This is a genomic window from Proteiniclasticum sediminis, assembly GCF_018128025.1.
GTDB classification, from domain to species: domain Bacteria; phylum Bacillota; class Clostridia; order Clostridiales; family Clostridiaceae; genus Proteiniclasticum; species Proteiniclasticum sediminis.
On record NZ_JAGSCS010000004.1, the window covers coordinates 136,205 to 159,161 of the forward strand.

39 protein-coding genes are annotated in these 22,957 nt (G+C 51.7%); all 39 read right to left on the reverse strand.

Translation table 11 applies throughout. The features are described from left to right. Nucleotides 1-23: 23 nt before the first annotated feature. Nucleotides 24-245 carry a hypothetical protein gene (locus tag KCG48_RS04925; RefSeq protein WP_230977012.1) on the reverse strand — a complete coding sequence of 74 codons (222 nt, stop codon included), beginning with the start codon at nt 243-245 and terminating at the stop codon, nt 24-26. A 62-nt stretch (nt 246-307) separates the two neighbouring features. Continuing rightward, complete coding sequence (locus KCG48_RS04930; protein WP_211800223.1) at nt 308-628, reverse strand: hypothetical protein; 321 nt, start codon at nt 626-628, stop codon at nt 308-310. Nucleotides 629-658: 30 nt separating this feature from the next. Further along, nucleotides 659-1,222 (reverse strand): hypothetical protein, encoded by a 564-nt coding sequence (locus KCG48_RS04935; protein WP_211800225.1) that lies wholly within the window; start codon nt 1,220-1,222, stop codon nt 659-661. A 4-nt stretch (nt 1,223-1,226) separates the two neighbouring features. Continuing rightward, entirely contained in the window at nt 1,227-1,541 is a 315-nt protein-coding gene (locus KCG48_RS04940; RefSeq protein WP_211800226.1) for a hypothetical protein, read from the reverse strand. Further along, nucleotides 1,534-1,923: a hypothetical protein gene (locus KCG48_RS04945; protein ID WP_211800227.1), complete on the reverse strand. Its 390-nt coding sequence runs from the start codon at nt 1,921-1,923 to the stop codon at nt 1,534-1,536. Before KCG48_RS04945 ends, KCG48_RS04940 begins: the two co-directional genes overlap by 8 nt. Next, on the reverse strand, nt 1,923-2,228 hold the full coding sequence (locus KCG48_RS04950; protein WP_211800229.1) for a phage head closure protein: 306 nt from the start codon (nt 2,226-2,228) through the stop codon (nt 1,923-1,925). The genes KCG48_RS04945 and KCG48_RS04950 overlap by 1 nt, the downstream gene beginning before the upstream one ends. Next, nucleotides 2,225-2,518, reverse strand: coding sequence for a head-tail connector protein (locus KCG48_RS04955; RefSeq protein ID WP_211800230.1), 294 nt, complete (start codon nt 2,516-2,518; stop codon nt 2,225-2,227). The genes KCG48_RS04950 and KCG48_RS04955 overlap by 4 nt, the downstream gene beginning before the upstream one ends. Nucleotides 2,519-2,555: 37 nt before the next feature. Then, nucleotides 2,556-3,674, reverse strand: coding sequence for a phage major capsid protein (locus KCG48_RS04960; RefSeq protein ID WP_211800232.1), 1,119 nt, complete (start codon nt 3,672-3,674; stop codon nt 2,556-2,558). 12 nt (nt 3,675-3,686) lie between these two features. Next, nucleotides 3,687-4,472, reverse strand: a complete 786-nt coding sequence (locus KCG48_RS04965) for a hypothetical protein (protein ID WP_211800234.1) — start codon at nt 4,470-4,472, stop codon at nt 3,687-3,689. Further along, nucleotides 4,421-5,689, reverse strand: a complete 1,269-nt coding sequence (locus KCG48_RS04970) for a phage portal protein (RefSeq protein ID WP_211800235.1) — start codon at nt 5,687-5,689, stop codon at nt 4,421-4,423. The genes KCG48_RS04965 and KCG48_RS04970 overlap by 52 nt, the downstream gene beginning before the upstream one ends. A gap of 104 nt (nt 5,690-5,793) precedes the next feature. After that, nucleotides 5,794-7,530: a terminase large subunit gene (locus KCG48_RS04975; protein WP_211800237.1), complete on the reverse strand. Its 1,737-nt coding sequence runs from the start codon at nt 7,528-7,530 to the stop codon at nt 5,794-5,796. After that, complete coding sequence (locus KCG48_RS04980; RefSeq protein ID WP_331000372.1) at nt 7,514-7,993, reverse strand: phage terminase small subunit P27 family; 480 nt, start codon at nt 7,991-7,993, stop codon at nt 7,514-7,516. The genes KCG48_RS04975 and KCG48_RS04980 overlap by 17 nt, the downstream gene beginning before the upstream one ends. Before the next feature lie 208 nt (nt 7,994-8,201). Then, nucleotides 8,202-8,585, reverse strand: a complete 384-nt coding sequence (locus tag KCG48_RS04985; RefSeq protein ID WP_211800239.1) for an HNH endonuclease signature motif containing protein — start codon at nt 8,583-8,585, stop codon at nt 8,202-8,204. Between the two features lie 115 nt (nt 8,586-8,700). Beyond that, nucleotides 8,701-9,138 carry a hypothetical protein gene (locus KCG48_RS04990; protein ID WP_211800241.1) on the reverse strand — a complete coding sequence of 146 codons (438 nt, stop codon included), beginning with the start codon at nt 9,136-9,138 and terminating at the stop codon, nt 8,701-8,703. Continuing rightward, nucleotides 9,135-10,496 (reverse strand): DEAD/DEAH box helicase, encoded by a 1,362-nt coding sequence (locus KCG48_RS04995; RefSeq protein WP_211800243.1) that lies wholly within the window; start codon nt 10,494-10,496, stop codon nt 9,135-9,137. Before KCG48_RS04995 ends, KCG48_RS04990 begins: the two co-directional genes overlap by 4 nt. Next, a complete protein-coding gene (locus KCG48_RS05000; protein ID WP_211800245.1) occupies nt 10,477-10,755 on the reverse strand; it encodes a PDDEXK family nuclease in 279 nt (92 codons plus the stop codon). The genes KCG48_RS04995 and KCG48_RS05000 overlap by 20 nt, the downstream gene beginning before the upstream one ends. A gap of 312 nt (nt 10,756-11,067) precedes the next feature. Then, the gene (locus tag KCG48_RS05005; RefSeq protein WP_211800247.1) at nt 11,068-13,527 is read right to left on the reverse strand and encodes a virulence-associated E family protein; all 2,460 of its coding nucleotides are present in this window, start codon (nt 13,525-13,527) and stop codon (nt 11,068-11,070) included. A gap of 29 nt (nt 13,528-13,556) precedes the next feature. Further along, nucleotides 13,557-14,312 (reverse strand): hypothetical protein, encoded by a 756-nt coding sequence (locus KCG48_RS05010; RefSeq protein WP_211800249.1) that lies wholly within the window; start codon nt 14,310-14,312, stop codon nt 13,557-13,559. Next, nucleotides 14,284-14,457 carry a hypothetical protein gene (locus KCG48_RS05015; protein WP_211800251.1) on the reverse strand — a complete coding sequence of 58 codons (174 nt, stop codon included), beginning with the start codon at nt 14,455-14,457 and terminating at the stop codon, nt 14,284-14,286. Before KCG48_RS05015 ends, KCG48_RS05010 begins: the two co-directional genes overlap by 29 nt. Continuing rightward, complete coding sequence (locus KCG48_RS05020) at nt 14,454-14,648, reverse strand: hypothetical protein (RefSeq protein ID WP_211800253.1); 195 nt, start codon at nt 14,646-14,648, stop codon at nt 14,454-14,456. Before KCG48_RS05020 ends, KCG48_RS05015 begins: the two co-directional genes overlap by 4 nt. Continuing rightward, entirely contained in the window at nt 14,645-15,184 is a 540-nt protein-coding gene (locus KCG48_RS05025; RefSeq protein ID WP_211800255.1) for a hypothetical protein, read from the reverse strand. Before KCG48_RS05025 ends, KCG48_RS05020 begins: the two co-directional genes overlap by 4 nt. Continuing rightward, on the reverse strand, nt 15,181-15,336 hold the full coding sequence (locus tag KCG48_RS05030) for a hypothetical protein (RefSeq protein WP_211800256.1): 156 nt from the start codon (nt 15,334-15,336) through the stop codon (nt 15,181-15,183). The genes KCG48_RS05025 and KCG48_RS05030 overlap by 4 nt, the downstream gene beginning before the upstream one ends. After that, nucleotides 15,333-15,509, reverse strand: coding sequence for a DUF6877 family protein (locus tag KCG48_RS05035; protein ID WP_211800258.1), 177 nt, complete (start codon nt 15,507-15,509; stop codon nt 15,333-15,335). The genes KCG48_RS05030 and KCG48_RS05035 overlap by 4 nt, the downstream gene beginning before the upstream one ends. A gap of 14 nt (nt 15,510-15,523) precedes the next feature. Then, nucleotides 15,524-15,739, reverse strand: coding sequence for a helix-turn-helix domain-containing protein (locus KCG48_RS05040; protein WP_211800260.1), 216 nt, complete (start codon nt 15,737-15,739; stop codon nt 15,524-15,526). Beyond that, on the reverse strand, nt 15,736-15,918 hold the full coding sequence (locus tag KCG48_RS05045) for a DUF3797 domain-containing protein (RefSeq protein WP_211800262.1): 183 nt from the start codon (nt 15,916-15,918) through the stop codon (nt 15,736-15,738). Before KCG48_RS05045 ends, KCG48_RS05040 begins: the two co-directional genes overlap by 4 nt. Beyond that, nucleotides 15,915-16,118: a hypothetical protein gene (locus tag KCG48_RS05050; RefSeq protein ID WP_211800263.1), complete on the reverse strand. Its 204-nt coding sequence runs from the start codon at nt 16,116-16,118 to the stop codon at nt 15,915-15,917. Before KCG48_RS05050 ends, KCG48_RS05045 begins: the two co-directional genes overlap by 4 nt. 13 nt (nt 16,119-16,131) lie before the next feature. Next, nucleotides 16,132-18,108 (reverse strand): DNA polymerase, encoded by a 1,977-nt coding sequence (locus tag KCG48_RS05055; protein WP_331000373.1) that lies wholly within the window; start codon nt 18,106-18,108, stop codon nt 16,132-16,134. A 3-nt stretch (nt 18,109-18,111) separates the two neighbouring features. Beyond that, nucleotides 18,112-18,702, reverse strand: a complete 591-nt coding sequence (locus KCG48_RS05060) for a DUF2815 family protein (protein ID WP_211800267.1) — start codon at nt 18,700-18,702, stop codon at nt 18,112-18,114. Nucleotides 18,703-18,721: 19 nt separating this feature from the next. After that, nucleotides 18,722-19,117 (reverse strand): hypothetical protein, encoded by a 396-nt coding sequence (locus KCG48_RS05065; RefSeq protein WP_211800269.1) that lies wholly within the window; start codon nt 19,115-19,117, stop codon nt 18,722-18,724. 2 nt (nt 19,118-19,119) lie between these two features. Continuing rightward, complete coding sequence (locus KCG48_RS05070; RefSeq protein WP_211800271.1) at nt 19,120-20,295, reverse strand: DUF2800 domain-containing protein; 1,176 nt, start codon at nt 20,293-20,295, stop codon at nt 19,120-19,122. After that, on the reverse strand, nt 20,295-20,663 hold the full coding sequence (locus KCG48_RS05075) for a hypothetical protein (RefSeq protein ID WP_211800272.1): 369 nt from the start codon (nt 20,661-20,663) through the stop codon (nt 20,295-20,297). The genes KCG48_RS05070 and KCG48_RS05075 overlap by 1 nt, the downstream gene beginning before the upstream one ends. Further along, on the reverse strand, nt 20,664-21,047 hold the full coding sequence (locus KCG48_RS05080) for a hypothetical protein (RefSeq protein ID WP_211800273.1): 384 nt from the start codon (nt 21,045-21,047) through the stop codon (nt 20,664-20,666). A gap of 2 nt (nt 21,048-21,049) precedes the next feature. Then, complete coding sequence (locus KCG48_RS05085) at nt 21,050-21,394, reverse strand: hypothetical protein (RefSeq protein WP_211800274.1); 345 nt, start codon at nt 21,392-21,394, stop codon at nt 21,050-21,052. Nucleotides 21,395-21,413: 19 nt separating this feature from the next. Beyond that, nucleotides 21,414-21,839, reverse strand: coding sequence for a hypothetical protein (locus KCG48_RS05090; RefSeq protein ID WP_211800275.1), 426 nt, complete (start codon nt 21,837-21,839; stop codon nt 21,414-21,416). Between the two features lie 23 nt (nt 21,840-21,862). Further along, a complete protein-coding gene (locus KCG48_RS05095; RefSeq protein ID WP_211800276.1) occupies nt 21,863-22,141 on the reverse strand; it encodes a hypothetical protein in 279 nt (92 codons plus the stop codon). Continuing rightward, entirely contained in the window at nt 22,138-22,326 is a 189-nt protein-coding gene (locus KCG48_RS05100; protein WP_211800278.1) for a hypothetical protein, read from the reverse strand. The genes KCG48_RS05095 and KCG48_RS05100 overlap by 4 nt, the downstream gene beginning before the upstream one ends. Then, a complete protein-coding gene (locus KCG48_RS05105; protein WP_211800280.1) occupies nt 22,323-22,475 on the reverse strand; it encodes a hypothetical protein in 153 nt (50 codons plus the stop codon). Before KCG48_RS05105 ends, KCG48_RS05100 begins: the two co-directional genes overlap by 4 nt. Beyond that, nucleotides 22,475-22,714 (reverse strand): hypothetical protein, encoded by a 240-nt coding sequence (locus KCG48_RS05110; protein WP_211800282.1) that lies wholly within the window; start codon nt 22,712-22,714, stop codon nt 22,475-22,477. Before KCG48_RS05110 ends, KCG48_RS05105 begins: the two co-directional genes overlap by 1 nt. After that, nucleotides 22,711-22,956 (reverse strand): hypothetical protein, encoded by a 246-nt coding sequence (locus KCG48_RS05115; protein ID WP_211800284.1) that lies wholly within the window; start codon nt 22,954-22,956, stop codon nt 22,711-22,713. The genes KCG48_RS05110 and KCG48_RS05115 overlap by 4 nt, the downstream gene beginning before the upstream one ends. Between the last annotated feature and the right edge of the window lies 1 nt (nt 22,957).

The following is a 22,957-nucleotide window of genomic DNA, read 5'->3' on the forward strand; positions in this document are numbered from 1 at the left end:
TTAAAAAATAAAAAAGGGACACCTTATGATGTCCCCTGCGTCCCGATCTTCTTTTCGCGTAGGCGCTTCCTATCGGGAGCGGTTTGTGTGATGCGCCATGCGTTCTCCAGGTATTCCTGGCCGTCCTCGGTTTGCATGAGATTGTAAATTCTTGCATCTCGGAAATAGCAGTAAAACTCAACGATGTCCAGCTCCTCGATCTCATAGAAATTGAGCCCGGTATAGTCGCTTACGGTCTTTTCCATGATCGTGTATATAGCCCACTCATGTCCCTTACTATCAGTCTTTTTAGGATAGTAAGGGATTTCTAGTTTTTTGAGTTTCGGATTTCTCCTACCCAGGTAAAATAGGCCTTGAGCAGTTCCTGCATCTCGTCGATGTTCATGGTGTCCAGGACAAAATCGACGGTGATTTTCTTTCCCTGCTTGTTTTTGCTCAGGGCCCTTGAAACGGCCTCGGCCAGTGCCTCGAACACGTCGCTCTCTTCTTTCATAGATTCCTTATCGATCTTAGCCATGTCGCTGATCGATTTCAGGACTTTTAATTTCGGCGGCTCGACGCTCAGCCGGAGGCCGTTGGAAAGGGTCACTTCAAAATAACGGATGTTCAATTGTCGCATGTCAAACATGATTTAAATCCTCCTCTGATTTAGTGTTGTTTAGCCCGCTACAACGGGGATCTCTTCCTCGATGATCACGAGGGTCCCTTCACTGTCGAGGCTCGGGTTAGCCTTGAACTCTGCATCAACGACGGTTTCTGCATCCTTGGCAAAGGCCAGGGTAAATCCTGCCTGGTTCTGCCCGGCAATGGTGATTCTGACATCACCATCTACTGGATCCTCATGGAGGAATCTTAGCAGGTATTCCTTGCCGTCTTGATTGTGGATACCACCGATCTTCAGCGTTCTCTTTCCAGTGGCCGGAGTCTCGGTAACTCGGGCCGTAGCACTCAGTTTCTTCAGGGTGTTGCCATTCCAGGTCATAATGCCGGATTTCAGCAGCACATCTTCGCTGATGATCTTTGTCTTTTGGACGTTTCCCAGGTCATCCTTGGCGGTGTAGGTCTCCATGGCATACTCCAGGGAGGCTCCGCCTTTGATTTCACCGATACGGTTTTCTGCCTTCTCGATGTCGGCGTCTGCGGGAATAGTCCCTGGTGTGGCAAGCTCCATAATATAGAGCAGCCCTGATCCCAGAGTTATGACTTCTTTATCTCTTTTCATGCTTCTATCTCCTTTTCTCGATGTAGTCAAACGTATAGACGGTCATGTAGATCTGCTCATCCTTAAGCCAGGTCCGGTCTTGTTTTCCGAACTCCATGGCTCGAAGAAAGAGCTCAAACTCAATTTTCGCCTCGGCGTCCGTGTCAATGTTCGGGCTGTACAGTTCGATGGTGGAGGTGTGCTCCAGAATTAGGATTGTGCTGTCGGATCCTCTGGCACTTACCGCATCAAAGTAGACGGCGTATGTTCCGGCAGGTGGCTGTAGAAACCGGACCTCTTTATACTGGACGCCGGCGGCGGTCAATATATCCTTAACCATTCGCGATCGCCTCCTCGACTTTTCTCACATATTCCTCGGTCACGAGCTCCGTTGCGGTACCTAAAAAGCCGTAGGCCTTTGTGCGGGTTCCCGCCTTGGTCATGTGGCCATTCTCCAGGAGGTGGGTAAGTCTATACTCTGGATCCTTAACATACCAGGCCATGGTGATCTCATATGGGCTTTCCCAAATCACCGTTGAGGATATGTTCCGTCTGTATGCCCCGGTGTCCCGCTCAAATCGCTGGGCCTTGGTCATTTTAACCAGGGCTTGCATACTTTCCTGCGTAGCGATCTTGATCTTCTCCAAGGTGTTTCTATGGTAGAGGGTCAGTTCCTTTTCGATGGCGCTGCTGATGTTCTGGATCAGAACTTTATTAGCCATTACCTCACCCCCAAAAGTCTGACTTCTTGGTGTCGCTCTTCAAAGTCGTCATAGCCCACGATGTTGTAGTTCTGGCCGTCAAAGATGATCCGATAGAGCTGGGTATTGCCGTCGATTGCTTTCAGCATGGGGTTATACCTGACTTTAAAGACCTTTTCGGACTTATTTTGTAGCGCTCCTGCATTCAGATACTCAGAGTCTCCTTTGCTCTTGTTCACATTGGAGTGGACCAGTGGAAGGTAGTCCTCCCACTTTTCCGTCTCCAGATTGAGCTTTTCAATGGCTATAGGGCGCTTGTAGATCATACGACTTCACCTGCCGTCCTCATGTCCAGCCTGATCTGCAGGCTGAAATCCTCTACGAGGCGGCGGATATTTCCGGCTACCTTTTCGTTGAGGGTGTGGTTGTCGTACAGGTCCGCGATGACGATCAGAGCCAGCTCCTTGACCCGTGGATCCTCAGTTGGAAAACCAGTCCCGAGTGAACCCTCCAGGTACTTATTCGCCACACTGATGATCTGTGTAAGTCTTCGGTCTGTTGCGGCATCCATGTAGTCTATGCCGAGGTAATCCTTAACGTCTTGTAGTGTAGGCATTCATCGGATCCCTCCCTTCGGTTGATTTAGCTTGCTATTAGCCAGTGACGACGGGAGTGGCCTCGAACGTCGCGTAGATGTAGGCATCGGCATCGGTCTGGATGACATCGAAACCTTCGATTACACGGATCGCGGTCTGGTTCTTGCCGAAGTAGAAGTGCTCGGAGGTGGCAAACTGCAGGTTCTGGTAGTCCTCGAACTCTGCGCCAGCCTTGAGGGAGCCGTAGAACATGGGAGCCAGTCCACCTACAAGGGGCAGTTGCGCGTCAGAGAAAACACGAACCGGCAGACCCTGGAACAGCTTCTCAGTGCGGTTTGCAGGATTCTCCTGGAGTACAGGCTTTCCATCTGCGAACTTCTCGGCATCCAGGATGGAGAAACCGGTCTGATTCGTTACGATTACAGCGTCCAGAAGGATGGCGGGGTCCAGCTCGGTGTTGATAGACAGCTTCAGCGCTTCCCATCCCTTGATGGCCTTGGCGACCTTGCCGGATTTCAGAGCAGTAAAGATGGCATTGTTCTCAGTATAGACAGCGTTCTTGATGAACCATCGGTTCAGGTATCCCAGCAGCCCGGCCTTTTCAGCGCCCTGGAGGATGTTGGAAACAGGGATGATCTTCGCGAAGAAGTCAATTGCCCAAGGCTTTCTGGTGAAAGCGGGCTGTCCTGTTGCGTCGATGTCATTTCCATCGGTGAGGGCGGTCAGGCCGACGACATCTCCAGATTCATAGTTGCTGGATCCGGTCAGGGCGTTTACGGGGTTTACAGTGACCAGGTCCTTTGCGGAGATATAGGAGCGTCTCAGCTCTTTGATGGCCAGCTGGACATCTTCGGGCAGGAGGTACTCTTCACCAGAGGTTCCGCCGACGATCAGGGCCTTTTCGGTATCATCCAGTTTCTGGTTCTTGAGCATCTTAGCTACGACTGCGAATCCATCCACAGTGCTGTCCTTTTCCTTGTCCTGGATCTGGTCATCGGTGGGAGCGTTGTGGGCCTTTTCGGATTCGAAGAGTCTCTTCTCGATCTCGAATTCCTTGGTCAGCTCATCGATTTCATCTAGGAGTCCCTTTGCCTTGTCCAGGTCCTTGGTCTCCCCCTCGGTAAAGGCTTTTGCAGCGATTCTCTTCTGTTCAATCTTCGCGAGCAATTCTCTCATTTTCTTGTTCATTTACTTGTTATCCCCTTTCATTTCGGAATTTATATTTACAAACAGATAGACATCCAGCTCCTTGAACTTGAGGTCTATAGCTTCAGCATCAGCCGTGGGTGCAGGTGTCTGTGGTTCTTCCTTGGTTTTCTCTCCGCCGTAATTTTTGGTGGTGCCAGCTCTTGGCTGTGCCGGTACCGCGACAAAGGAAACCTCGTAAGCATCGGACGGATCCTCCAGACTGAAATGACAAATCTGCTTGTCATACTCTTGGCCTGGGTAGTGTTTGCACCACTGCTTTGCATTGTCCGTTCCACAGATGCTGCAGAGGGCTTTGTTCACGCGTAGTCCTACGGAGACCTCTTTCTTGATCCCTCCTTTGATTTCGGCAATGAGATCCTTATTGGCTTCCGTGGCCAGCATGTAGCAGTGGGCCACCAGTTGGGTGTAGACTTCATTCTTTTTGGTAACCTCAGTCTCACTGGCCGCCAGCTCTGTCTCGTAGATTCGAGCGACCTGGTTGTCAGCGCGCCTGACATGGTCCTTGATCATGGTCTTGCCCACAAAGAGCTTTTGCATCTTCTTGAGGCTGGCTAGTGGGAAAACTTCACCAGTTCGGTCAATCTCGTTGTCGCACATGGCGACCTTGAAAACAAAAACATCCTCTGACTTGAGCGGCTCCAGGGCGAGCTTGTTGATCTTGGCCAGCTCTTTGGCGTCCACTGCCAGGGTGGAAACCTGCGCAGCCTTGGTGATTATGCCGTGCTCGATTCCGTGGACATCTCTTTCAAGATTTTCATTATCCATTGTTTTGCTTCCTCCTTTCCGATAGTTGTGTATTGGGAGCCGGCAAACTGGATAGGGATGCTGGCACCGTTGCCGAGAAGCTGATCCCCGCCGTCCTTGTCTTCAAGGTCGAGCAGGTTCCGGGCCTCGTTGGGGGTATAAATAAAGCTGTTGACAGCTGTGCTGAGGGTGTTGATCTGGGTCTGCTGATCAGCCCGGAGGATGACTGCAGTGTTAAATTTAAAGTGGTATCCGGCTCTGATCTCCTCACGGCTGAGCAGCTTGTATGTGATCTCCTCCTCGTACTGCTTTACGATAAATAGCAAGGTGTCCACGTAGAATGAAAGCTGCTGCGCTTCGGCGCTAGCATAGCTCGCTTTGGTGTAGTCACCGATCTGGTATGGCTTGATCCCAAATGCGGAAGCGATCTGCAGAGCACTGTACTGCTTAACCTCAATAAACTGGTTGTCCGCCAGTTTGATGTTGAGCGGTGTGATTGTCGTTCCAAGCGGGACCGGGATGATATTCTCCAAGCCCTCGTCTTTTAGGTCACCGCGCATATACTCCTCGATCCCTTTAGCAAAGATCTTCGCTTTGTCCTCGGATAGGGATCCAGTGTACTGCAGCACAGCTTTGGCCGTGAATCCACTGTCATACATTTTATTAACCATGGCCTGCGCTTTCACGTTGCCCTCGATGGTGGCCTTGAGCTGATCTTTCACGGAGATGCCCACGACACCGTCGAAGGTGTTGGAGGTTTTAAAGTGCAAGATCTCCTCCGAGGAGAATTTGATCCGCTTCCCTCCTTTGGTGTAGATGTAGTAGATGTCCGGGACCTCACCCAGGAGTTTCTTGTCATCGTACCAGGGTTGGACCTTATCACTCTCCAGGATCCACAGCTGCATGTTACTTCCAGCACCACTGATCAGCACATAGGCATTGCCGAAGTGGTTTCTGTTGTACTCGACAGTTGACCAGAATGTTGAGCTTGTCATATAAGGGTTTGGGCGCCGATTGAGGACATTGTATAGTGGGTGCTCTCGGGCAGTCCTTACTCCGTTCTTGTCGGTGTATGCCAAGAGTTTGAGTGGGAGCTTGCCGATGCCCTCTCCCAGGACCTTGAGACACGCAAAATAGGTGGCCTCGGACAATGCGTTTCTAGGGGTTCCGGCGATGCCTAAGAAGTCCACCAGCTGCTCCAGAGTGATGTTCGTGTCGCTGACCGTCAGTGCCTTCATGGCGTTCTGAAGTCTTTTGAAAATATTCAATGTCTCACCTCTTTTCGTGTTTTACGCTTGGCCGCTCCGCCCGGCGGCTGGGAGATGTTGATCACCTCCTGGGCTTATGTCCATCCCATTTTCTTGAGATAGTTGTCCATTTCTGAAGCAACATCCACCACTTCCTTTTCCTTGAATTTCAATTTCACGGTGTGGGCATCGATGGCTGCATCGACGGGGTCGATTCTCTTAAATTTGGCGTGCGGTTCTTTGTCCACCTTGATCTCTCCAAAACTGTTCTTCACCGTCTTGGCGTTGGTAAAGCTCCAGGTGAGCAGCTCATTGGCTGAGTTGTACTCATAATGTTCAGACTTGACCAGCAGTTGGATGTCCACGGTGGCGTCATTGAGGAATCTCGCAGATTGCGTGACGATCAGCACCGGGCATCCGAAGTCTTCCAGGTCGGCCAGTATCCCGTCCGCGTTGTGCGGGTCCACGCCGATGCCTAAAAAAGTCAGATCATAAGCGTCCTGAAGATCATGCAGGTGTTTGATGATGAACTTATAGTCGTTCTTGAAATCCCCGGATCCACCGGTGACGGTGATGAGCTCCATCTGTTCCCAGAGGTCATAAGGCGCCAGGTCTGTTTCGATATGTTCCTCGAGCCTGCCTCTAGGCATGAAGCTGTGGGAGTAATTCCAGACCTTTTCGCCTTCCCCATCAAACTCCAGGTGCAGCGTGGTGAGGTCACCACCAGAGGAAAGGTCCAGGCCTACCCAGCATGAGCGACCTCGGAAGTCTTCCAGAGTTCCATTGGTGCCGTTCTTGGCCCATTTTTCCACGTCAATAAAGCCGTTTTCCGGGTTATTAACCCAAATATTGAGGGCCTTTGTCAGGAAGTCCCGGAGATCGGATCCTCCCATATCGCGTGCGGTCTTCGCATCGGTCCGGAGTGTTTCCATGCCTTGTTCTGTCCTGGCTAGAAAGGGATTAGACTTGATCCAATTTTTCTCATCCCAGATGTCGTCCTTTGGATCTAGCGCATAAATGTCCACAAAAAAATCCTCTGCGGTGGTAACACCGTGGAGGATCTTGATGCAGTAGTCGTCCATCTCTTTACAAAATGAATTGAGCTTGTCGCCGCGCGTAGTGATCATGGAGACCAGGGTCTCCGGTAGCGCTCTTGTTCCGTTGTACATGGCCTTGTAGATTTTGTTGTCTCGGTGTTGATGGATCTCGTCGACGGATGCGAAAATCGCACGGAATCCGTCGTCCAATCCGGACTCTTTTGAGAGAGCCTCGATTGTGCAGTGAGTCATCTTTGCTTCGATGATGGACTTATAATCCTTCACATCGAATAGCTCTCCGAGGTCCTTATCCACCGTGATAAACTTGGACATTTCCTCCCATGCCAGGCGGGCCTGTCGCTTTTTGGTCGCCACTGTGAAGAGTTTTCCGTAATTGTACCCAGAGAAGTTGGACACATATGTGCCTAGGATACCGTTCTCAAAAGTTTTCCCGTTCTGCCTTGCCACGCTCTTGTAAGATCTTCGAAACCTGCGGTTTCCATTCATTTTACGCCAGCCAAATCGGCATCCGATATCAAAGGCTTGTTCGGGGATCAGTTTCACGGCTTTTGGCGCATCACCTTCGGCAATGGTCAGTGTTTCAGCAAAGTCAATTACCCTCTCGGAGGCTTTAACGTCCCAATAGTAGGGAAATGCCTCTGTCTTTTGCTTCTTAAGATCATTGAGATGCCTCTGACAGGCCAGTCGATGCAGCTCCCCAGCTATTACTTTCCCAGTGGTTACGTTCAAGGTAACATTGAGTGCGTGCTCCGTTACTCTATCCAGTGGACTCACCACCGAACTTCGCCAGGAACTTATTCTGTTTCGGCTCTTCGGCTTTTGGAACCACAAGTTTTGCCCTGGATGAAATCGTCAATCCCAGATCACTGGCACTGGCTCGGCACTGTTTGAAAGCTCGATCCTGCATCCGAGTGATTTTATCCAGGTCATCAATAAGCCATTTCTCTCGAACCGCTCTTCGGTACATCTTATTAGCCTCCAGGTACTGATCTTGAGCAACCAAATACCTGGCGAGCGAGTCTTCATCCAACTCCGTCATGATGTTCAGCTGCAAAAGCTTTCCCGCAATCTCGTTGAACTCCTTTTTCTGCCTTGCCGTCAGATACGATGGAGGTTGTACGTCCTTCAGGTCGACATTCAGCTCCTGGGCTTTTCTCTCTTCGATCTGCGCTTTAGTCATATGCGCTTTGCCCTTGTGTTCTAGTAAAGCGATAGGTTGTCTCGGCCTTCCTGCCACATCGTCCACCTCCTCCAAGCTGACGGGTATCGGCGTTAATTGTCTGAATTAGGTACAAAACTTATAAAATTTCATTTAAGGAGTTTTTTCCACAGGGTAGTCCCCTGCACCGTTGCCCTACCTCACTTCCGTACTTTTTGACCTACCCCCTGTCATATTGTTTTAACAATATAATCAATTCAATAGATTTCGTGGTTTTGTGTCCGGCTTATTGGACAGTGAATCGATCATGCGCCTTGTTGTGGCATCGGATACACAGCGCCCGAAGATTGTCGTAGTCCAATCGTCTTAGCCAGCCGTCCGCTGTCTGTATGGGTACGACGTGGTGCACTTCGGCAGCCATGGCCTTGCAATCTTCGCAATGATACTCATGGTCCTGAAGATAGACTCGGGCCAGGGTGATCCAGTCTTGGCTTCTGTAGAAAGCCCTGTACTTGGGATCCGCCTTCGTGCTTCGCTTCTTGTTGTATCGCTGCTCCCTCAGCTTCTGGTTGATCTCTTTCTGTTCTTCGATGGCAGGTCTGCATTCCTCACAGTAGGCCAGGGGATAGGGGATGGTTCTTCCGCATCGTCGGCATGACTTAACTAACATCTTTTCACATCCTTTCGATGACAAAGGAAAAGAGGTCCGGCGGGGTTGTGTGCCGGGCCTCTTAGGCCTGAGGAGGAAATCATGAACGGGCCGTATCCATTTCTGGACAATACTATTATCTCACCTCAGAATAGGACATGTCTTGCCATCTTTTGATGGTTTCATATTCCCTCAATGCCTCTCCATGGAGCCGGCAGATGTGGCGGTAACTGTAGTTCGTCATCTCTGATATGTCATTGAAACTTAGGTACTTAAAATATCGCTGATATAAAATGATTCGGTAGATGCTGCAGGATAAGCCGAAGATCACCAGCTCACATTTTTTCTGATGATCCCGAAGCTGGCTGATCCTTTGCCAATACTCTTTTTTCATCTCCACCAGCTTGCTGATTCCTGTGGCTATTTTGTCATTGTCTCCTCCGCCCTTCGGCATGTCGGATAATATTGGTGTAATTCTGGTCAGCTTGGTTTCAAGCTCCAGGAGACTGTCTTCCAGGGCTTTTACTTCCATGTCAATCTCCCGGATCTGTCGTAGTTCTTCTTTTGCTGTCATCCTTTACCTCCCTCAAGTTCCGTCTTCATAGCCTTCAGGGCATCCAGAAGGGCATCCTGCCGATTATTTTTACCCTGTAGAACCTGCAATACTCTCTCATCGATTGTTCCTTCTGCAATGATGTGGTGGATGATGACGCCCTCCGTCTGGCCTTGTCGATGCAGCCTGGCATTGGCCTGCTGGTAAAGCTCCAAGGACCAGTTGAGTCCGTACCAGATGATGATGTTCCCTCCGTCCTGGAGGTTCAGGCCGTGCCCGGTGCTTGCCGGATGGGCCAGCATGATCGGGACCTTTCCGGCGTTCCAGTTCTTAATGTCTTCGGCCGTTTCCAGTTTCTGGGCCTTTGGAAATCGCTCCTGAATCCTCGCCAGATCATGCTTGAAGCTGTAGAACACCAGGACAGGCTTTCCGTTCGCTGCCTCCACCAGATCCTCCAGGACGTCCAGCTTTCGGTCATGGATCCGGATGTAGTTTCCATCGGTGTCATAGACAGCTCCGTTGGCGATTTGAAGGAGTTTCCCTGCGACGGCTGCAGCGTTTAGGGCGGTGATTGTTCCTTCCTCCAGCTGCAGGATCGCGTCCTTCTCCATTTCTCGATAGGTCTGGAGCTCCTCCTTGCTTAATGCTGCCGGCACGTTGATGTAAAGGGGCTCTTTCAGCTTGAGGTAGTCCTTGGCCTTCATGCTGATGCAGATATCTTTGATCTGGTCATTGATCCGCTGCTCGCTTCCCTCCCGGATCTTGTAAAGCTGAAAGCCTGGCCGCTGGACCGTGTAGAAATACTCTTGCCGGTAGGCTGTGATGTTTTTGCCCAGGCGCTCTCCGCGATCAAGGAGATAAACCTCTGCCCAGATGTCCATGTAGCCGTTAGGCGCCGGTGTTCCGGTGAGTCCTACGATCCGCTTGATCAGGGGTCGTACTTTTTTCAGGGCCTTGAATCGCTTCGAGGTGTGGCTCTTGAAGCTGGAAAGCTCATCGATGACCACCATGTCGAAATCCCATTTCAGCCCCAGTGTGCTCACCAACCACTCGGTATTTTCCCGGTTGATGATGTAGATGTCGGCCTCTTCCTGTAGGGCGGCCAGTCTTTGCTTTTCCGGGCCCAGGATCTTGGCAATTTTGAGATGCTTCAAGTGATCCCATTTCTCGGTCTCCCGGCTCCAGGTGTCCTCTGCTACTCTCAGCGGTGCGATCACCAGGACCTTATCCACCTCTAGGTAGTCATTCATCAGCTGGTCCACGGCGGTCAGTGTCGTCACGGTCTTGCCCATGCCCATGTCCAGGAGAAGCCCGGCAGCGGGATTCTTTATGACATGATCCAGGGCTGTCTTTTGGTAGTCATGCGGTACAAATTTCATGGATAAACTCCTCCACATCCTTCAGGCAGTCCAGCACTCGGACCTGGAAGCCTTGGCTCCGGATCTCCTGGTGGATATACTCCTGCAGCTTTCTGGGCTTTTTCCCTGGAGCCTTTAATTCGATAAACCAGATTTGACCTCTCCATAGAACGATCCGATCCGGCATCCCGTTTGTGCCGGGTGACGAACATTTTAAACAAAGCCCGCCTATTTGTTCGGTTTTTTTCTTTAGATATTTTTCGACTTGTGTCTCTCTCATTTCTCCTCCTGGCTGTCCGATTTATAAGGGTGGGCACAGTGGGCACAGAATTTCTGTACATGCTACGTAAAATAGGGTGTATTCCCCTGTATATACGTATATACATACCTATTTCTTTATTTTTAACTTTAATGATAATTTTTGTGTACTTTGTGCCCACTTGCCATCAAAGCAAGATGTGTCAATGGTTTGAGGTGGGCACAAAGGCGGGCACAAAGCATGAAATTCTGTGGACATTGTGCCCACCACTAAATATGAACTAATTGTTAACTTGTGCCCATTGTGCCCACTTTGGAGGCACTTTGTGCCCACCTATTTTTTCTTCAAAAATGCCCTTTGTTTTCCATAGGCAGCTCCAAATCTTAAACTCTCTCCAGCTTGTTCCCAGTCGTCAAATGTTCGTAAAATGTCATTGATCTCTCGACTTTTTAGCGGAGTCAGATTTTTCGGATCTCCTCCGTAGCACTCCGCCCAGACCTCGGCCACGCAGATCTTATCCCGCTGCACGTTGCCGGTGTCGAAGTTGTCCTCTGAATAACTGCTGATGTAGTCCCGGCGGTCGTACCTGTCTAGCTGGTACCAGTCTTCCGTAATCGGGATCTGGAGGTATTCGTAGACCATACCGGCGTTGTCGTTGACCTCGGTATGGCGTTTCTTGATCTCTGCAGCTTCCTTCAGGACCTCGATGGGCAGGTCGAAGATGATCTTCTTTTCGGTCATCTCCTTGTAGACCTCCACGGCCTCTGCCCAGATCTGATCCACCTCTTCCGGAAGATCGTCGAAGATGCTTCGCTTTGGCTCCTGATCCCCACACTTCACGGGCCAGTATCTTCTGTCCCCGGTGCGGTCTCGCAGAAACTCGTTGTCGTTGGTGGTGGCGAAGAATACACATTGACGCTTATGACGGACTGTGCGCCGGCCATAGGCTTCTCTGTAGATATCCTCGGTCTTGCTTAGGAATAACTTAATCGCTTCCTGTTCGGCCTTTTTGGTGGCCATCATCTCCGCGATCTCCAGGAGCCAGACGCCCTGCAGCTGCTCATAGGCCTCTTTGCCCTGGACGGTGGTCAGACTATCTGAAAACCACTGGTTTTTTGCCAGGATCCGGATAAAGGTTGATTTTCCGATGCCCTGGGCGCCGGTCAAGCTGAGCATGGTGTCGTATTTAAAGCCTGGGCGCATGACGCGGGCCACGGCTGCTGCCAGATGGATCCGGATCGTGCAGCGATGGTAGGGTGTGTCCGGCGTGCCCAGGTAGTCGATCAGCAGGTGATCCAGTCGCGGGATACCATCCCACACTAAAGACTCCAGGTACTCCCGGACCGGGTGGAAACTGTGCTTCGTGAAATGGACAGCCAGGCCGTCCGCGATCTTCTGCGTGCCGGTGATGTCGTAGGTCTTCTCCAGGTAGTGCCGGAGGCCGGAGTCATCCGCATCTGTCCAGTCCCGGTCCTTTTTGTCCTTATTCCAGGGTAGCGCCCCGGAGATGATGGATCGACCAGCAAAGGCGTTATACTTGAGCTTGCCCTTAAGGATCGGATCATGGCCAAGGATCACGGCCACGTTGTTGATCGTGGACTTGTAACGGTCCTTGACCATCTCCAGCTGGCCCATCCAGTCGGTGTCGAGCTCCGGCGTTTCCTCTTTCCCCTCATCTGGGGAATCGTCCAGGTCGAAGTCGTCCAGGGCCTCCCGGAGCCGCTCCTCGCCGATGGTCTTGCGGACCAGGTCGTCCGATGAGGCGAAGTCACTCATGGCCAAGAAGCTCGGCAGCTTGACCCCCGGGGTGTCTGGGGTCGTGTTGTCGTCCTGGTGGCCAAACTTATGGATCCTTACCAGGTCAAAGGCGTTGCATAGCTGGCCGGTCGTCGGATCTGTGCCGTGATGGCTGTAGGTGTAGCGGTCATCGTAGACGATCATGCCGCCGAAGGTAGAGCCTCCGTTGTAGGTGTAGCGGTTCTCTGCGCTTGTCGGTAGGTAAACCTCTGGGAGAAACTTTTCCATGGCCTCCTGGATCGTATAAGCTCGGCAGAATGCACCGATGATACCTTTCTTCGTCAGCGGATCCTCCTGCTTTTTCATGAGCTTCTGGATCTGCGTGTCTTGACGGCTGGAGACCGGCCACTGCGTGACGTCGGTCCAGTCCTCGTACTTACTGAGATAATACTCCGGGTTAAGCATCGGCCCATCCTGGAAGAGGAACACGGGCTCGATGTCTCTCGGGTGTGATGGCCAGTACATCAGCCGCACTGGCTCGTAGGTAGAATCGTCAAACATATCGATGCCGATCTCCTGCGCGATCTTGCGGGAGATGGCCTGGTACTCGTCAGGCAGCACGGGCCGGTCCATCGGGATGATCAGCCGGAGCCGGGGCGCCTCGGGTGAGTGCTGGTGCGTGGAGTAGATCACCATGGCATAGTCGTTGAGCATCGTGTGACTGTCCCAGAGGTCGCTCACTCGGCCCTTGACATAGTCCAGGTCCAGCGTGATCAGCGTCCGGTTGGCCACGTTCTCGGCCTTGCGGCGGCCCTCCTTGAGAGGACCCCCAACAAATCCGCCGATGTCCTTGATCTGGCTCTGCTTGTCCTTACTCATCTTGCGGTATTCCACCAAGGTTTCCGCGGTGCGGATGGAATCGGACAGCTTCTTCACGAGATCTGACCACTCCACCTCCTGCCGCTTCCAGTGGGTTTCGTACCGGCTCTTGCCTGTCGAGATAGCCAGGGTCTTGTCGTACTTAACCTTGATCGGTTTTGTGTCTGTAGAAATCATAGCTACCTCCTAGGTCGATGTGCTGCCTGTTACCACTTGATGTGTGGATGTGTTCTGAGATAGATCTCCTTGAGCTCTTTAACCTGTTTATTCTTGCCAATCTCCTGGATAATGATGGCATCCTTAAATTCATTAGCGGTCTGGTAATCCGGAAGATCTGAGATTTCAGTCTGCAGGCTGCTATTGGAATTCAGCTTTTTGACCACATTATCCAGTTTCTTCTCTCGCTCTTTTTTCAGCTCCTGGAGAGCGACTCTGGGGTCCTCTGTCGGTATGGCTTCAGCTTGTTGCTGTGAAGGCTTTACAAATCGATAGAAGTAATTTTGAGCGGATCCACGACTTACTCCGAAGTCATCTCTCATCTGATCAATAATCTTCCCCGGGGGGAAATCTTCAGCCAGCATCTGGATGTATTTTGAGTAATCCCGATCATCAGGCTTGATCCTCTCTGGTTGTGCTTTTTCTTCAGTTTTTTGCACATTTTCGGGTGCTTTTGTGCTTTTTTCCGCGATTTCTGCGATTTCTGCGATTTCCTCTGTTATCTCCTTCGGGAGAAATCTGCTTGCTTCTTCCGATGGATCTTCTTCTGGTGGCTCTATGTAGTCAGGGCATTCCTCGTCGGTTGTGGGCCGGAATACCGGATCCGGATCCTGTATCTTCGGGATAAGCATCGCCATAGGTAGATCCATCAGCTTACTCCGAAATTCCTCATATTCTGCAGCGGTCATCATCCAGTCAGTCCCGAACATGCTTACATTAAAAAACAGTTCGACTTTGATTTCCATGCTTATTCCTCCTCTCTGCCATCAGCTTGTCGTATTCGTACAGTTGTCCTGTCATGTAATACAATGTCGGAGATGCGATCCCCAATTTTTTATTTATCCATGCAATAATGAGACGGCTGATCGCGCCGGAAATGTAGAGAATCATGATTCTTCCTCCCGCAGCTCCATTTCGGTGTGAAAAATGGTTACTCCATGAACCTTGGCAATGTCGATCGGTTCTTCACCTTGGGCGTCCAGGTGGTCCATGAACTCGTATATGTCGTTCTTCCCGTCGAATTCTTTTTGTTCTCGGATGGCGTGTACGATTTGGGCAAGGTCGGAATATGTGATTCTCATTTCGCTTCCTCCTTGTCCAGCTCCTCGTCCAGCTCCTTGGCCATCTTCTCCAAAACATCGGCCCTTGATTTGAGCTCATAGATTCTATCGCTTCTTTTCCAATGCTCATCGTTCAAAATCTCGATCTTTTCCTCGAGATCTTTATTCTGCTTCTCTAGTGCCTCCAGCTCCTCCCTGATCTGTTTCGCCATCCGCTTCGGGATATTGGTCACGACGATCTTAGCGACTTCGTCTCCGCCGATTTCGATGGTGATTGATTCTGATTTCATTTCTTCTCCTCCATTTTTTTCGCTTTCTTTGAATTCTACGCGGGGAATGTCTTTCAGTCTGTTTGCTGGGGGCGGTGTGTGAAGGGTTAGGAAAATCATGCCCCCGGTCGGTTTTTTCACCGGATCGCCGATGAATTTTTTTGATCGTTCCTGAGAGGCTTCGGTTACGGTTTGGACAGGCTTTCCGATCTCCTCAATAAAGAGGCCGCTTGGGCGCCTTCCGATGAAGTCTTGTATAAACTTAATCACAGGGTTCTCCTCTCTCATTCCTTCTCCTCCTTTATCCGCTTGATTGTGACGATGTGCCCTTGCTCCTCGGCCTCATGCTTATGCAGGAGGGCCTCCTGGGCCGTGCTGCACTCGATGGTCGTGTCGGGATAATCTTCGATGCTTGTGATGTATAGTCTGTATTTGCTCATTTCCGCTCCTTTCGTGCAATGACATTCTTCGCATACCTCAGCTGTTGCTTGATGTATTGGTCACTCTCTTTCCCACCGGATGCCATCCAGTCGCTGCAGCGCTTGTCAATGTCCATGAGTACATCGTGTGGGAGTTGATTAGAAATTTTGGAAATCTCGCTCAGGTAATTCATTTTCGCTCCTCCTCTTAGATGATCTGGATCTCTAGGCCCAGGGCATCCAGGACCTGAAGAAAAGCGAAGATGTTGACTGGCTCCTCGATCAGGAGACGCCGAAGAGTACCTTCGGAGATGTTCGCCTTCTTTGCCAGCTTCGGGGTGGTGATCCCCTGGGCTTCCTTGGATGCTTTGATCCGCCGGATCATCTCCGGGTAGTCTTTCGGCTTGATACTTGGCTGCATCATTTCTTCCCCCTCATCTGTTCAGTTATTTTCACGGATACCTCAAATCCGCATTTGCAGGTTCTCTTAAATTCCCAGTCATCTACAAGTAATGTTCCTTGCCCATTCCCCAGGTATGGATTTCTGCACTTCGGGCACTCTTCATAGGCTTTCATAAGGGCTTGGCTTATTCTTATGTTCATTCCTTACCCCCGAGGATCTGGATCAGCTTATCCTTAGTCATCAGGCCCTTATTTCTGTGTACCAGTTCATCAATCCGCCGCTGCAGCTCTCTGTTTTCACTACGCAGGTCCTCTGCAATAGCCTTCAAGTCGTCAAGCGCATTTTGTGTTCTTGAGAGTCTCTCCTCACAGGTTGGAAAATTTTTTGCGTCTTCGTTCATTATTTTCTTCCTCCTAATCTTTCTGATAGTAGCTGCACTCATAGGCATCGGCCCTCAGCGGAAGACCCTCGGCCCAGCTGATCGGTCTGCCCATAATGGCGCTGATCTTCTTCAGTGCGTCGGTGTCGATGTTCGGTGCCTCGACGATGATCTCGTCGTGGACGTGCATCACGATCTGGTATCCGGCAGCCTCGACTCTCACCATCGACACGGCCAGGCAGTCCCGGGCGGTCGCTTGGACGATGTTCTCCACGAGCTTGCCTCCGTAGGTCTCCTGGGTTTCCCAGGCGTTTGTGGTCTGGTTCTGGCCCTGATAGGTGATCTTGGATCCAAACTTCGACTCCTCCAGCTTCGGCTCCCGATAGGCCAGTCTCCGACCAGAGGGAAGCTCGATGAAAAGATAGTCCGGGGATCCGATAAACTTGAGACCCTTCTGCATCTGCACGATGGTGTTGTCCCGGATGGCTTCCTTGGCTGCCGCTTCGCAGTCCTTCCAGAATTTCGTGATGGCGGTGTTTGCGGATCGCCACTGATCCACCAGCTCCTGCAGCTCGTCATCGGATGCCTGGGCAGCCCATTTTCGGTCCATGGATCGGAGAGCACCCGGTCCTCCCTGGTAGCCCAGGGCAAGCTCCGCGACTTTTCCTTTTTGACGGAGCGCGGATCCTTTGGTCACTGTCTCGATCGGCACCTTAAACATCTGAGAAGCGGATGCCTCGTAGATCTTGCCGTGGGTCTGAAATACCTCCATGCGCCAGGACTCTCCAGATAGCCAGGCGATCACCCGGGCCTCAATGGCCGAGAAGTCCGCCACCACAAAGCGGTGGCCAGGCTTGGCGATAAAGGCCGTCCGGATCAGCTGGCTGAGGATGTTGGGTACCTTGTCGTAGGTCATCTCCAGGAGCTCGGTGTCTCCGGTGGCCACGATCCTCCGGGCGGTGTCCAGGTCTGAGATATGGTTCTGTGGCAAGTTCTGTACCTGAATCAGGCGACCCGCCCATCGGCCCGTCCGGCTTGCCCCGTAAAACTGCAGCAGTCCTCGGGCCCGTCCATCGTCCAGGACCACGTCGATCATCTTCTGGTACTTGGTGACGCTAGTCTTGGCGGTCTCCTGCCGGATCTCCAGGGCTTCCACGACTTCCGGCATGTTCTTCTCCCGGGCGGTCTTGATGAGCTCCGGAACGGTTTCTTTGGTGACCTTAGGCACGTCGATGCCCAGCTTTTCTGTCAGCCACATCTTGAGCTGTGCCACGCTCTTAGGGTTGTCTAGTCCGGTGATCTCCTTGAATCTCCCCAGGATCTCCTCCTGGTACTCGGAGTCGATCTTGACGGCGGCCTCGGCGAAATCCTTATCGAGGGCCACGCCTCGGTCATTGATCCGCTGATCCAGCTGCCAGAGTTCAATCTCCTCCGGGGTGGTCTTGTACTTGGCCAGGGCCTTGTCGATGTTCCTTTCCACTTCCACGTCCTGGATGCAGTAGGTTTTAAACTGTTCCCACTCCTCCGGCTTGTCGTCCGAGAAGAATGAGGTTTGATACCCGTTGGCCTTGGATGGCTTCCTAGGCACGGAGAAGAGCCGGATAAGGTTCTTGCCTGTCGTCAGCTTCTGCATGTCCTGGGGAAAGCCCAGGGCTTTGGAAACATTGTCCAGACTTGCTGGGAGTCCCAGGGTGAGGGCCTTGATCATCGTACACTCCCAGTTGACCGGATCCAGCTGCTGCCTGAAATGGCTGGATAGACAGACCCGCTCAAATTGTGCATTGTGGGCCACCTTCCGGATCTCGGGATCCTTGATCAGGGCCTCCAGCTTTTCCGGGATGCTGTCCCCGTTTTCCAGATCCAGGATCCGGACCTGGCGGTCATCGATGGCATAGGCCAGGAGTAATACTGTAAAAGAAGGATGTGAGGCGTATTTGTATACGCCCACATCCGGTAGTGATAAGTCGCAGTAGCTTTCGATGTCGAGATGGAGAGTGGTCAAGGGGACCACCTCCTAAAACTCGAAATCGCCGTCGTCCTCGGCCAGGTCGAAATCGTCCTCGACGCTTGATCCTCCGCCGAGTCTATCCCCATCCTGCGTCTTGAGAACGTTGCCCAGACCTGCAGCGATGCCCTTGTTTCCGCTGGTGTTGTAGGCGTAGAAGTTGAGACTCACGCAGCCGTACATGCCGCTGTAGACGTCATCCGTGCTGTCGATGGGATCAGCCTTGACCTTGCCGTCCGTAGTGAATTTGATAAACTCCAGGACCCTCGGCTTCTGGGTGCTGTTGGCGTTGATGAAGTAGCTATTTGCGTAAGCCTCATCATCTGGACGATCCTCATCTCCGTCCCGGACCGGTGTCTTGAGGTTTGCGGGGATCTTCCCGCCGAGCTTACCCTTTCCGGCTTCCTTGGCTTCTTCGATGGCCTCCTTGATGGCTCTCAGGGTTTCCTTGTCGTCCTTGGGGATGATGATGGAGACGCTGTACTTCGGTGTCTGTCCGTCCTCGATGGCCTTAGGCTCCAGCAGGTGTGCGTAGCTCAGTCTTACCTCTCCGGTTGTTACCTTTGTTCCTTTTCTTCTCGCCTTAAATTCTTTTGCCATTTTGTTTTCCTCCTAATATTTAAAATTCAAAGTCGTCGATGCTGATCTGTGTCTTGGGCAGCTCCTGGATCACAAAAGCGCCGTCATGTTCTTTGATCTCCAGCTCGGGAGCGTAGGACGCTTTGAGCTTGGCCACCTTTTTCAGGGTGGTGGATATGGCCGAGTCTATGCAGGGCCTGCGGTACTCGTACATCGTCTCGATGGTGTCTCCGGTGAGAGGATCCTCTCCCGGCAGCTTAGTATAGTCATCCAGGATAGAAAGCGAGATCTTGATATTGAGATCCCCACTCTCAAACTCTCCTTTGTAGACTTTAGCCAGGAGATTCGCCAGAGCGATGTCGATCAGGCTCCTGGTCTCGTCAAATACCTCGGAGTCAAAGCTGATCTCAGGTACTACGATTTTAGGTTCATTCATTTTTACACCTCCAGGTTGAAATCATCGGCAGCAGTGTTCAGTTCAGGGCGCTTGTCGGTTTCCGGGACCAGGGTGGGCTTGCCGGGTGGCTTGATCACATAAGGTCCGAGCAGTTGTTCAAACATCTTCTTGCCCACCAGCTTCTCCAGGTCGGTGATGCCTTTGAGCTTTTTATTGTAAAGCTGGTCCTCGGTGTAGTCCTCCATTACCAGGGTGGCCACGACTTCCTCCTCATCGGTGATGACTCGGTTGGATCGGCCCTCCACCAGCTTAAAGCCGGGGTATCGGGTGCCGTCCAGGGCAGCCTGCAGCGCGTTTTCTTCCACGTCCTTGAGCCAGTTCTTGATCTCGAGGGCCATGTCCAGGACCCGGGAGATCTCCTCCGGTGCCAGCAGGTGGATGCCCTTGAGGGTGTTGTCCTCGTCGCGCTTGGACTCGATAAAGGTGAGGTTGTAGTCAGCTCGGGCCTTGCAGGTGGATCGGACTTTGCAGAAACGGCAGTGATCTCCGGCCTGGAGCTCTCCCTCACCACTCCAGGCTTTGTCTGCAGCTGGCTTGAGCTCCTCTTCGGCCCACTTGAGCAGATCCTCGACGGGCATCTCAAAGGTGGAGATGTTGTCGATCCTGGGCTGCACGATGGTCATTTTGATGGACTTCGGATCGTATAGCCACTCGTACTCATGGTAGGCGCCCAGGGCGTAGAGCATCATCTGAGGGTTGTCATCCGCGGAGACCTCCACGCCTTTGCCATACTTGAGATCCACGATCTCGATGACGCCGTCGGAGATGATCACGGTGTCCCCGGTGCCGAAGCCCTCCGGGACCCAGGCGGAGAAGTCGAGCTTCTGCTCCAGGAAGACCAGGGCGTCCTTGGATCTGGACTTTGCCTCGGCCAGTCGCTCCATGACATAGCCGGTATAGACGGCCACGTGATCCGGCATCTCTGCGGAGTAAAGCTCATGGGCCTGGATCTTCCTGAGCTCCTTTGTGTACTCCCTTTTGGGGATATTCTTGAGCTGGTAGTTGAGCTCCAGCTCTCCCAGGCTGTGAGCTACGGTGCCCTCCTGGGCGAAGATGGACGAGGTGTCCTCGATGTCCTCGGTCAGCCGGGCCGATGGTGGGCAGTGCATCCACCGATGAGCGGCGGAGGCGGACAGTAGTGCGTGTTGTCCTGGCATCAGATTTCCTCCTTTAACTTGATTCCGGGGCTACGTTTTTCTAGTGCATCCAGCTCCCCCATCACATCCGCCAGAGTTTCGAGGTGTGACTGCTCGGATCTCAGAGAATAGCCAAGGATGAGCGCTGCAGCTCCGTGGATTTGTGAATCGAGACTTCCATGAATCTCAACATCATCCCGATTTTCGTAGATGTCGATGGTGATCGAGGAGATGAGCTTCTCGTCGTCTTCCTTCTTGTTCACCATCTCTGAGGACCCGTCCAAGACCAGCTCGAAGATCTGCAGGATGTGGGCATCGGATAAGCCTTTAGCTCTCAGATCCTCGATGACCGGCATAATCGCAAACACGTAGTCTTTGGTTTTCCCCATCTATTTGACCTCCTGGAGAGCCTTGTAGAGCTCATTGATCTGCGCCTGGTCCATCTCGGTGATCTTTCGGATGCCCATAGTGGTCATGACTTCCTTGGCCTTTTCCTTGTGGGCTTTCGATTTCATCACCAGCTCCCTGGCCGTCTCCATGTCGATGTCCTCTGAGGCTTCCGGGGCTGGATCTTCGACGACTTCCACAGGATCCGGGATCATCGGGGCCGCTTCCTTCTTCTTGGTTTTCGACTCTGAAATCTTCCCGGTAGTGATTGCTCCAGTCGGTGCGGGCTTACCCGCGATCAGGGCGTTGTGTTCCTGCAGCTGTTCTGCCAGGGCAAGGATGGCCTCCATCAGGCCGGGGGCTTCAATTTTCAATGTGATTTCCATCTTTATTCCTCCTCTTCGATTTTTCTAAAGATAATATTTTTATCCGTCATAACCATTTCAAAGTTACCCATTCTCAAGCTAGTCTCCCCTGTATCGCTATTTGCTTTAATTGTTGTGGTCTCTTCCTTTGTCTCTTCTTCTGGAGCGATAACCATAATAATTCGGGCATCTTCTGCCATCTCTGATTCTTTATGTAAATAGGAGTACACGGTACCTAACCAGGGGTTAGAGGTTGTCTGAAAGCCTTTATCACGAAGATGCTGCTCCGCTTCTTTATAAGAGCGGAATAGTCTGGTGGGTTCTTTATGCCTGATCGTGTTGTAATACTGGATCATGTAATAGGTCATTTTTCTTCCTCCTCTTAATCTACTTATTTTGGGTTGCAGCTTTATTTAGCTGATCAGCAAGGGATCTGCATTCTTTCTCGACATATTCCATTGACCTGACCACACCATGGTTGGAGCAGAACGCTCTCATCAATTCGATGTATTCTTTGTTTTCTGGAAAGAGGGTCAACGCCAGATAAAAGTCTGCTCCATCGCCGATGTGTGCGCAGTCAAACCCAAACCAGTGAAGATCGGATTTGATTGGATAGTTACCACCACCGCCGGCATACGTCAGGCCTCCGTGGACATCGACAGCTGAAAGCTCTCTCTCGTCATAATCCTTACCAAAATAGGGGTGCCCCTTTGGAACTCCTACATATCCGGTTCTGTGGCCAAGGGGTCCAAACAGGACCACACACTTGAGCCCCTCGTGCTCGAATTCTTTTTCAACTATGTACTGGCTCATTTTTTTCCTCCTCGTGTTATAATTTATTTGACTGTTTTGGTCTGGTCGCTTTGGGATTGCACTCCCAGGGCGGCTTTTTTCATGCGGTTTCTTTTGATTTGTATAGCACGTACTCCGCGCCCAATCTTCTCGGACAGCTCACTATCGCTTAAGCTCCGATCCATCACCAGGGTCATTTCTTCCTGGGTCCATTGCCTTCGGCTATATCCGCTGGTCTTGGCATAGTAGCGATGCCTCTGGGCGTTCCTGGTCTTCCGAAACTGTGCCATGTCTGCGTACTTATCCTGGCGTAGCACCATCATTCCTGCACCTCCATCTCATTAAGGGCTTTGACTGCTGCGGCAAGAACTTCTCGATCCTCCACATACTGACCGGCATACTCTCGATTGCCGGAGTGATCGGGCTTATCCTTATCCCGTAAGCGGTAAGCAGCGTACATCTTTGCATCCCCGATCATCTGGGATGTGACTTTCCATTCTGATTTCATTCCTGCACCTCCTCGCACTCCCAGTCCCGCATCGGGAACAGGGCGTCTGTGCCGTTATCCATCCGGACAACATAGTTGTCGCTGGTCTTGTACAGGAGCCCTCCTGTGGTCTTGTAGCCGGTCTCCCGGCAGGTGAGGATCACGTTCATTATTTTTCATCCTCCAGTCCGATTTCATTTTTCAAAATGCCGATCTCGTTTTCTAGCCAAGCCATAAATCGCTTCCTAGAGTTGTCATCTGTTATATGGGTTCCGTTGTCTCGGGTATGTTTCGGTGTAATGATTGCCCACCACATTCCTACTCCAGCGATAAGCTTTTCTTTTAGCCTTTCATACTCTTTCAACTGCTCGAGTTTCATGTAGTTCTTCTCGATCTGTTCCCTTTTCATTCCTCTTCCTCCTCCCAACGCGGTGGCATCGTGTAGTAGTTGGTTCTGTAGGGTTGGTCTAAACCGACGATATGCCACAGATCTCGCATGATACCCTCGCCCTGATCCTTGGAGTACGTCCCCAGGATTACGGTATCTCGGGGCAGCTTAGCCAGGATGTTGACTTCTCCGTTATCCAGCGGTAGGGATCGGAAGTGTTCGACATTGAGGATGTGTTCGCCGTTTTGTGATCTTACCCACATC

Bases quoted from the DNA above. Each gene is read 5' to 3' on its own strand.
- KCG48_RS05105 (WP_211800280.1), bottom strand. From the start codon at position 22,475: ATGAACGTGATCCTCACCTGCCGGGAGACCGGCTACAAGACCACAGGA.
- KCG48_RS05040 (WP_211800260.1), bottom strand. From the start codon at position 15,739: ATGATGCAGCCAAGTATCAAGCCGAAAGACTACCCGGAGATGATCCGG.
- KCG48_RS05015 (WP_211800251.1), bottom strand. From the start codon at position 14,457: ATGATTCTCTACATTTCCGGCGCGATCAGCCGTCTCATTATTGCATGG.
- KCG48_RS05095 (WP_211800276.1), bottom strand. From the start codon at position 22,141: ATGATGGTGCTACGCCAGGATAAGTACGCAGACATGGCACAGTTTCGG.
- KCG48_RS05085 (WP_211800274.1), bottom strand. From the start codon at position 21,394: ATGACCTATTACATGATCCAGTATTACAACACGATCAGGCATAAAGAA.
- KCG48_RS05075 (WP_211800272.1), bottom strand. From the start codon at position 20,663: ATGGGGAAAACCAAAGACTACGTGTTTGCGATTATGCCGGTCATCGAG.
- KCG48_RS05020 (WP_211800253.1), bottom strand. From the start codon at position 14,648: ATGAGAATCACATATTCCGACCTTGCCCAAATCGTACACGCCATCCGA.
- KCG48_RS04960 (WP_211800232.1), bottom strand. From the start codon at position 3,674: ATGAGAGAATTGCTCGCGAAGATTGAACAGAAGAGAATCGCTGCAAAA.
- KCG48_RS04945 (WP_211800227.1), bottom strand. From the start codon at position 1,923: ATGGCTAATAAAGTTCTGATCCAGAACATCAGCAGCGCCATCGAAAAG.
- KCG48_RS04985 (WP_211800239.1), bottom strand. From the start codon at position 8,585: ATGTTAGTTAAGTCATGCCGACGATGCGGAAGAACCATCCCCTATCCC.
- KCG48_RS05010 (WP_211800249.1), bottom strand. From the start codon at position 14,312: ATGGAAATCAAAGTCGAACTGTTTTTTAATGTAAGCATGTTCGGGACT.
- KCG48_RS05035 (WP_211800258.1), bottom strand. From the start codon at position 15,509: ATGAATTACCTGAGCGAGATTTCCAAAATTTCTAATCAACTCCCACAC.
- KCG48_RS04940 (WP_211800226.1), bottom strand. From the start codon at position 1,541: ATGGTTAAGGATATATTGACCGCCGCCGGCGTCCAGTATAAAGAGGTC.
- KCG48_RS05030 (WP_211800256.1), bottom strand. From the start codon at position 15,336: ATGAGCAAATACAGACTATACATCACAAGCATCGAAGATTATCCCGAC.
- KCG48_RS04965 (WP_211800234.1), bottom strand. From the start codon at position 4,472: ATGGATAATGAAAATCTTGAAAGAGATGTCCACGGAATCGAGCACGGC.
- KCG48_RS05000 (WP_211800245.1), bottom strand. From the start codon at position 10,755: ATGAGAGAGACACAAGTCGAAAAATATCTAAAGAAAAAAACCGAACAA.
- KCG48_RS04955 (WP_211800230.1), bottom strand. From the start codon at position 2,518: ATGCCTACACTACAAGACGTTAAGGATTACCTCGGCATAGACTACATG.
- KCG48_RS05090 (WP_211800275.1), bottom strand. From the start codon at position 21,839: ATGAGCCAGTACATAGTTGAAAAAGAATTCGAGCACGAGGGGCTCAAG.
- KCG48_RS04990 (WP_211800241.1), bottom strand. From the start codon at position 9,138: ATGACAGCAAAAGAAGAACTACGACAGATCCGGGAGATTGACATGGAA.
- KCG48_RS05025 (WP_211800255.1), bottom strand. From the start codon at position 15,184: ATGAGAGAGGAGAACCCTGTGATTAAGTTTATACAAGACTTCATCGGA.
- KCG48_RS05060 (WP_211800267.1), bottom strand. From the start codon at position 18,702: ATGGCAAAAGAATTTAAGGCGAGAAGAAAAGGAACAAAGGTAACAACC.
- KCG48_RS05050 (WP_211800263.1), bottom strand. From the start codon at position 16,118: ATGAACGAAGACGCAAAAAATTTTCCAACCTGTGAGGAGAGACTCTCA.
- KCG48_RS04930 (WP_211800223.1), bottom strand. From the start codon at position 628: ATGTTTGACATGCGACAATTGAACATCCGTTATTTTGAAGTGACCCTT.
- KCG48_RS04950 (WP_211800229.1), bottom strand. From the start codon at position 2,228: ATGATCTACAAGCGCCCTATAGCCATTGAAAAGCTCAATCTGGAGACG.
- KCG48_RS04935 (WP_211800225.1), bottom strand. From the start codon at position 1,222: ATGAAAAGAGATAAAGAAGTCATAACTCTGGGATCAGGGCTGCTCTAT.
- KCG48_RS05070 (WP_211800271.1), bottom strand. From the start codon at position 20,295: ATGCCAGGACAACACGCACTACTGTCCGCCTCCGCCGCTCATCGGTGG.
- KCG48_RS05045 (WP_211800262.1), bottom strand. From the start codon at position 15,918: ATGAACATAAGAATAAGCCAAGCCCTTATGAAAGCCTATGAAGAGTGC.
- KCG48_RS05065 (WP_211800269.1), bottom strand. From the start codon at position 19,117: ATGAATGAACCTAAAATCGTAGTACCTGAGATCAGCTTTGACTCCGAG.
- KCG48_RS05080 (WP_211800273.1), bottom strand. From the start codon at position 21,047: ATGGAAATCACATTGAAAATTGAAGCCCCCGGCCTGATGGAGGCCATC.
- KCG48_RS05115 (WP_211800284.1), bottom strand. From the start codon at position 22,956: ATGTGGGTAAGATCACAAAACGGCGAACACATCCTCAATGTCGAACAC.
- KCG48_RS05100 (WP_211800278.1), bottom strand. From the start codon at position 22,326: ATGAAATCAGAATGGAAAGTCACATCCCAGATGATCGGGGATGCAAAG.
- KCG48_RS04995 (WP_211800243.1), bottom strand. From the start codon at position 10,496: ATGAAATTTGTACCGCATGACTACCAAAAGACAGCCCTGGATCATGTC.
- KCG48_RS04970 (WP_211800235.1), bottom strand. From the start codon at position 5,689: ATGAAGGCACTGACGGTCAGCGACACGAACATCACTCTGGAGCAGCTG.
- KCG48_RS05005 (WP_211800247.1), bottom strand. From the start codon at position 13,527: ATGATTTCTACAGACACAAAACCGATCAAGGTTAAGTACGACAAGACC.
- KCG48_RS04925 (WP_230977012.1), bottom strand. From the start codon at position 245: ATGGAAAAGACCGTAAGCGACTATACCGGGCTCAATTTCTATGAGATC.
- KCG48_RS05110 (WP_211800282.1), bottom strand. From the start codon at position 22,714: ATGAAAAGGGAACAGATCGAGAAGAACTACATGAAACTCGAGCAGTTG.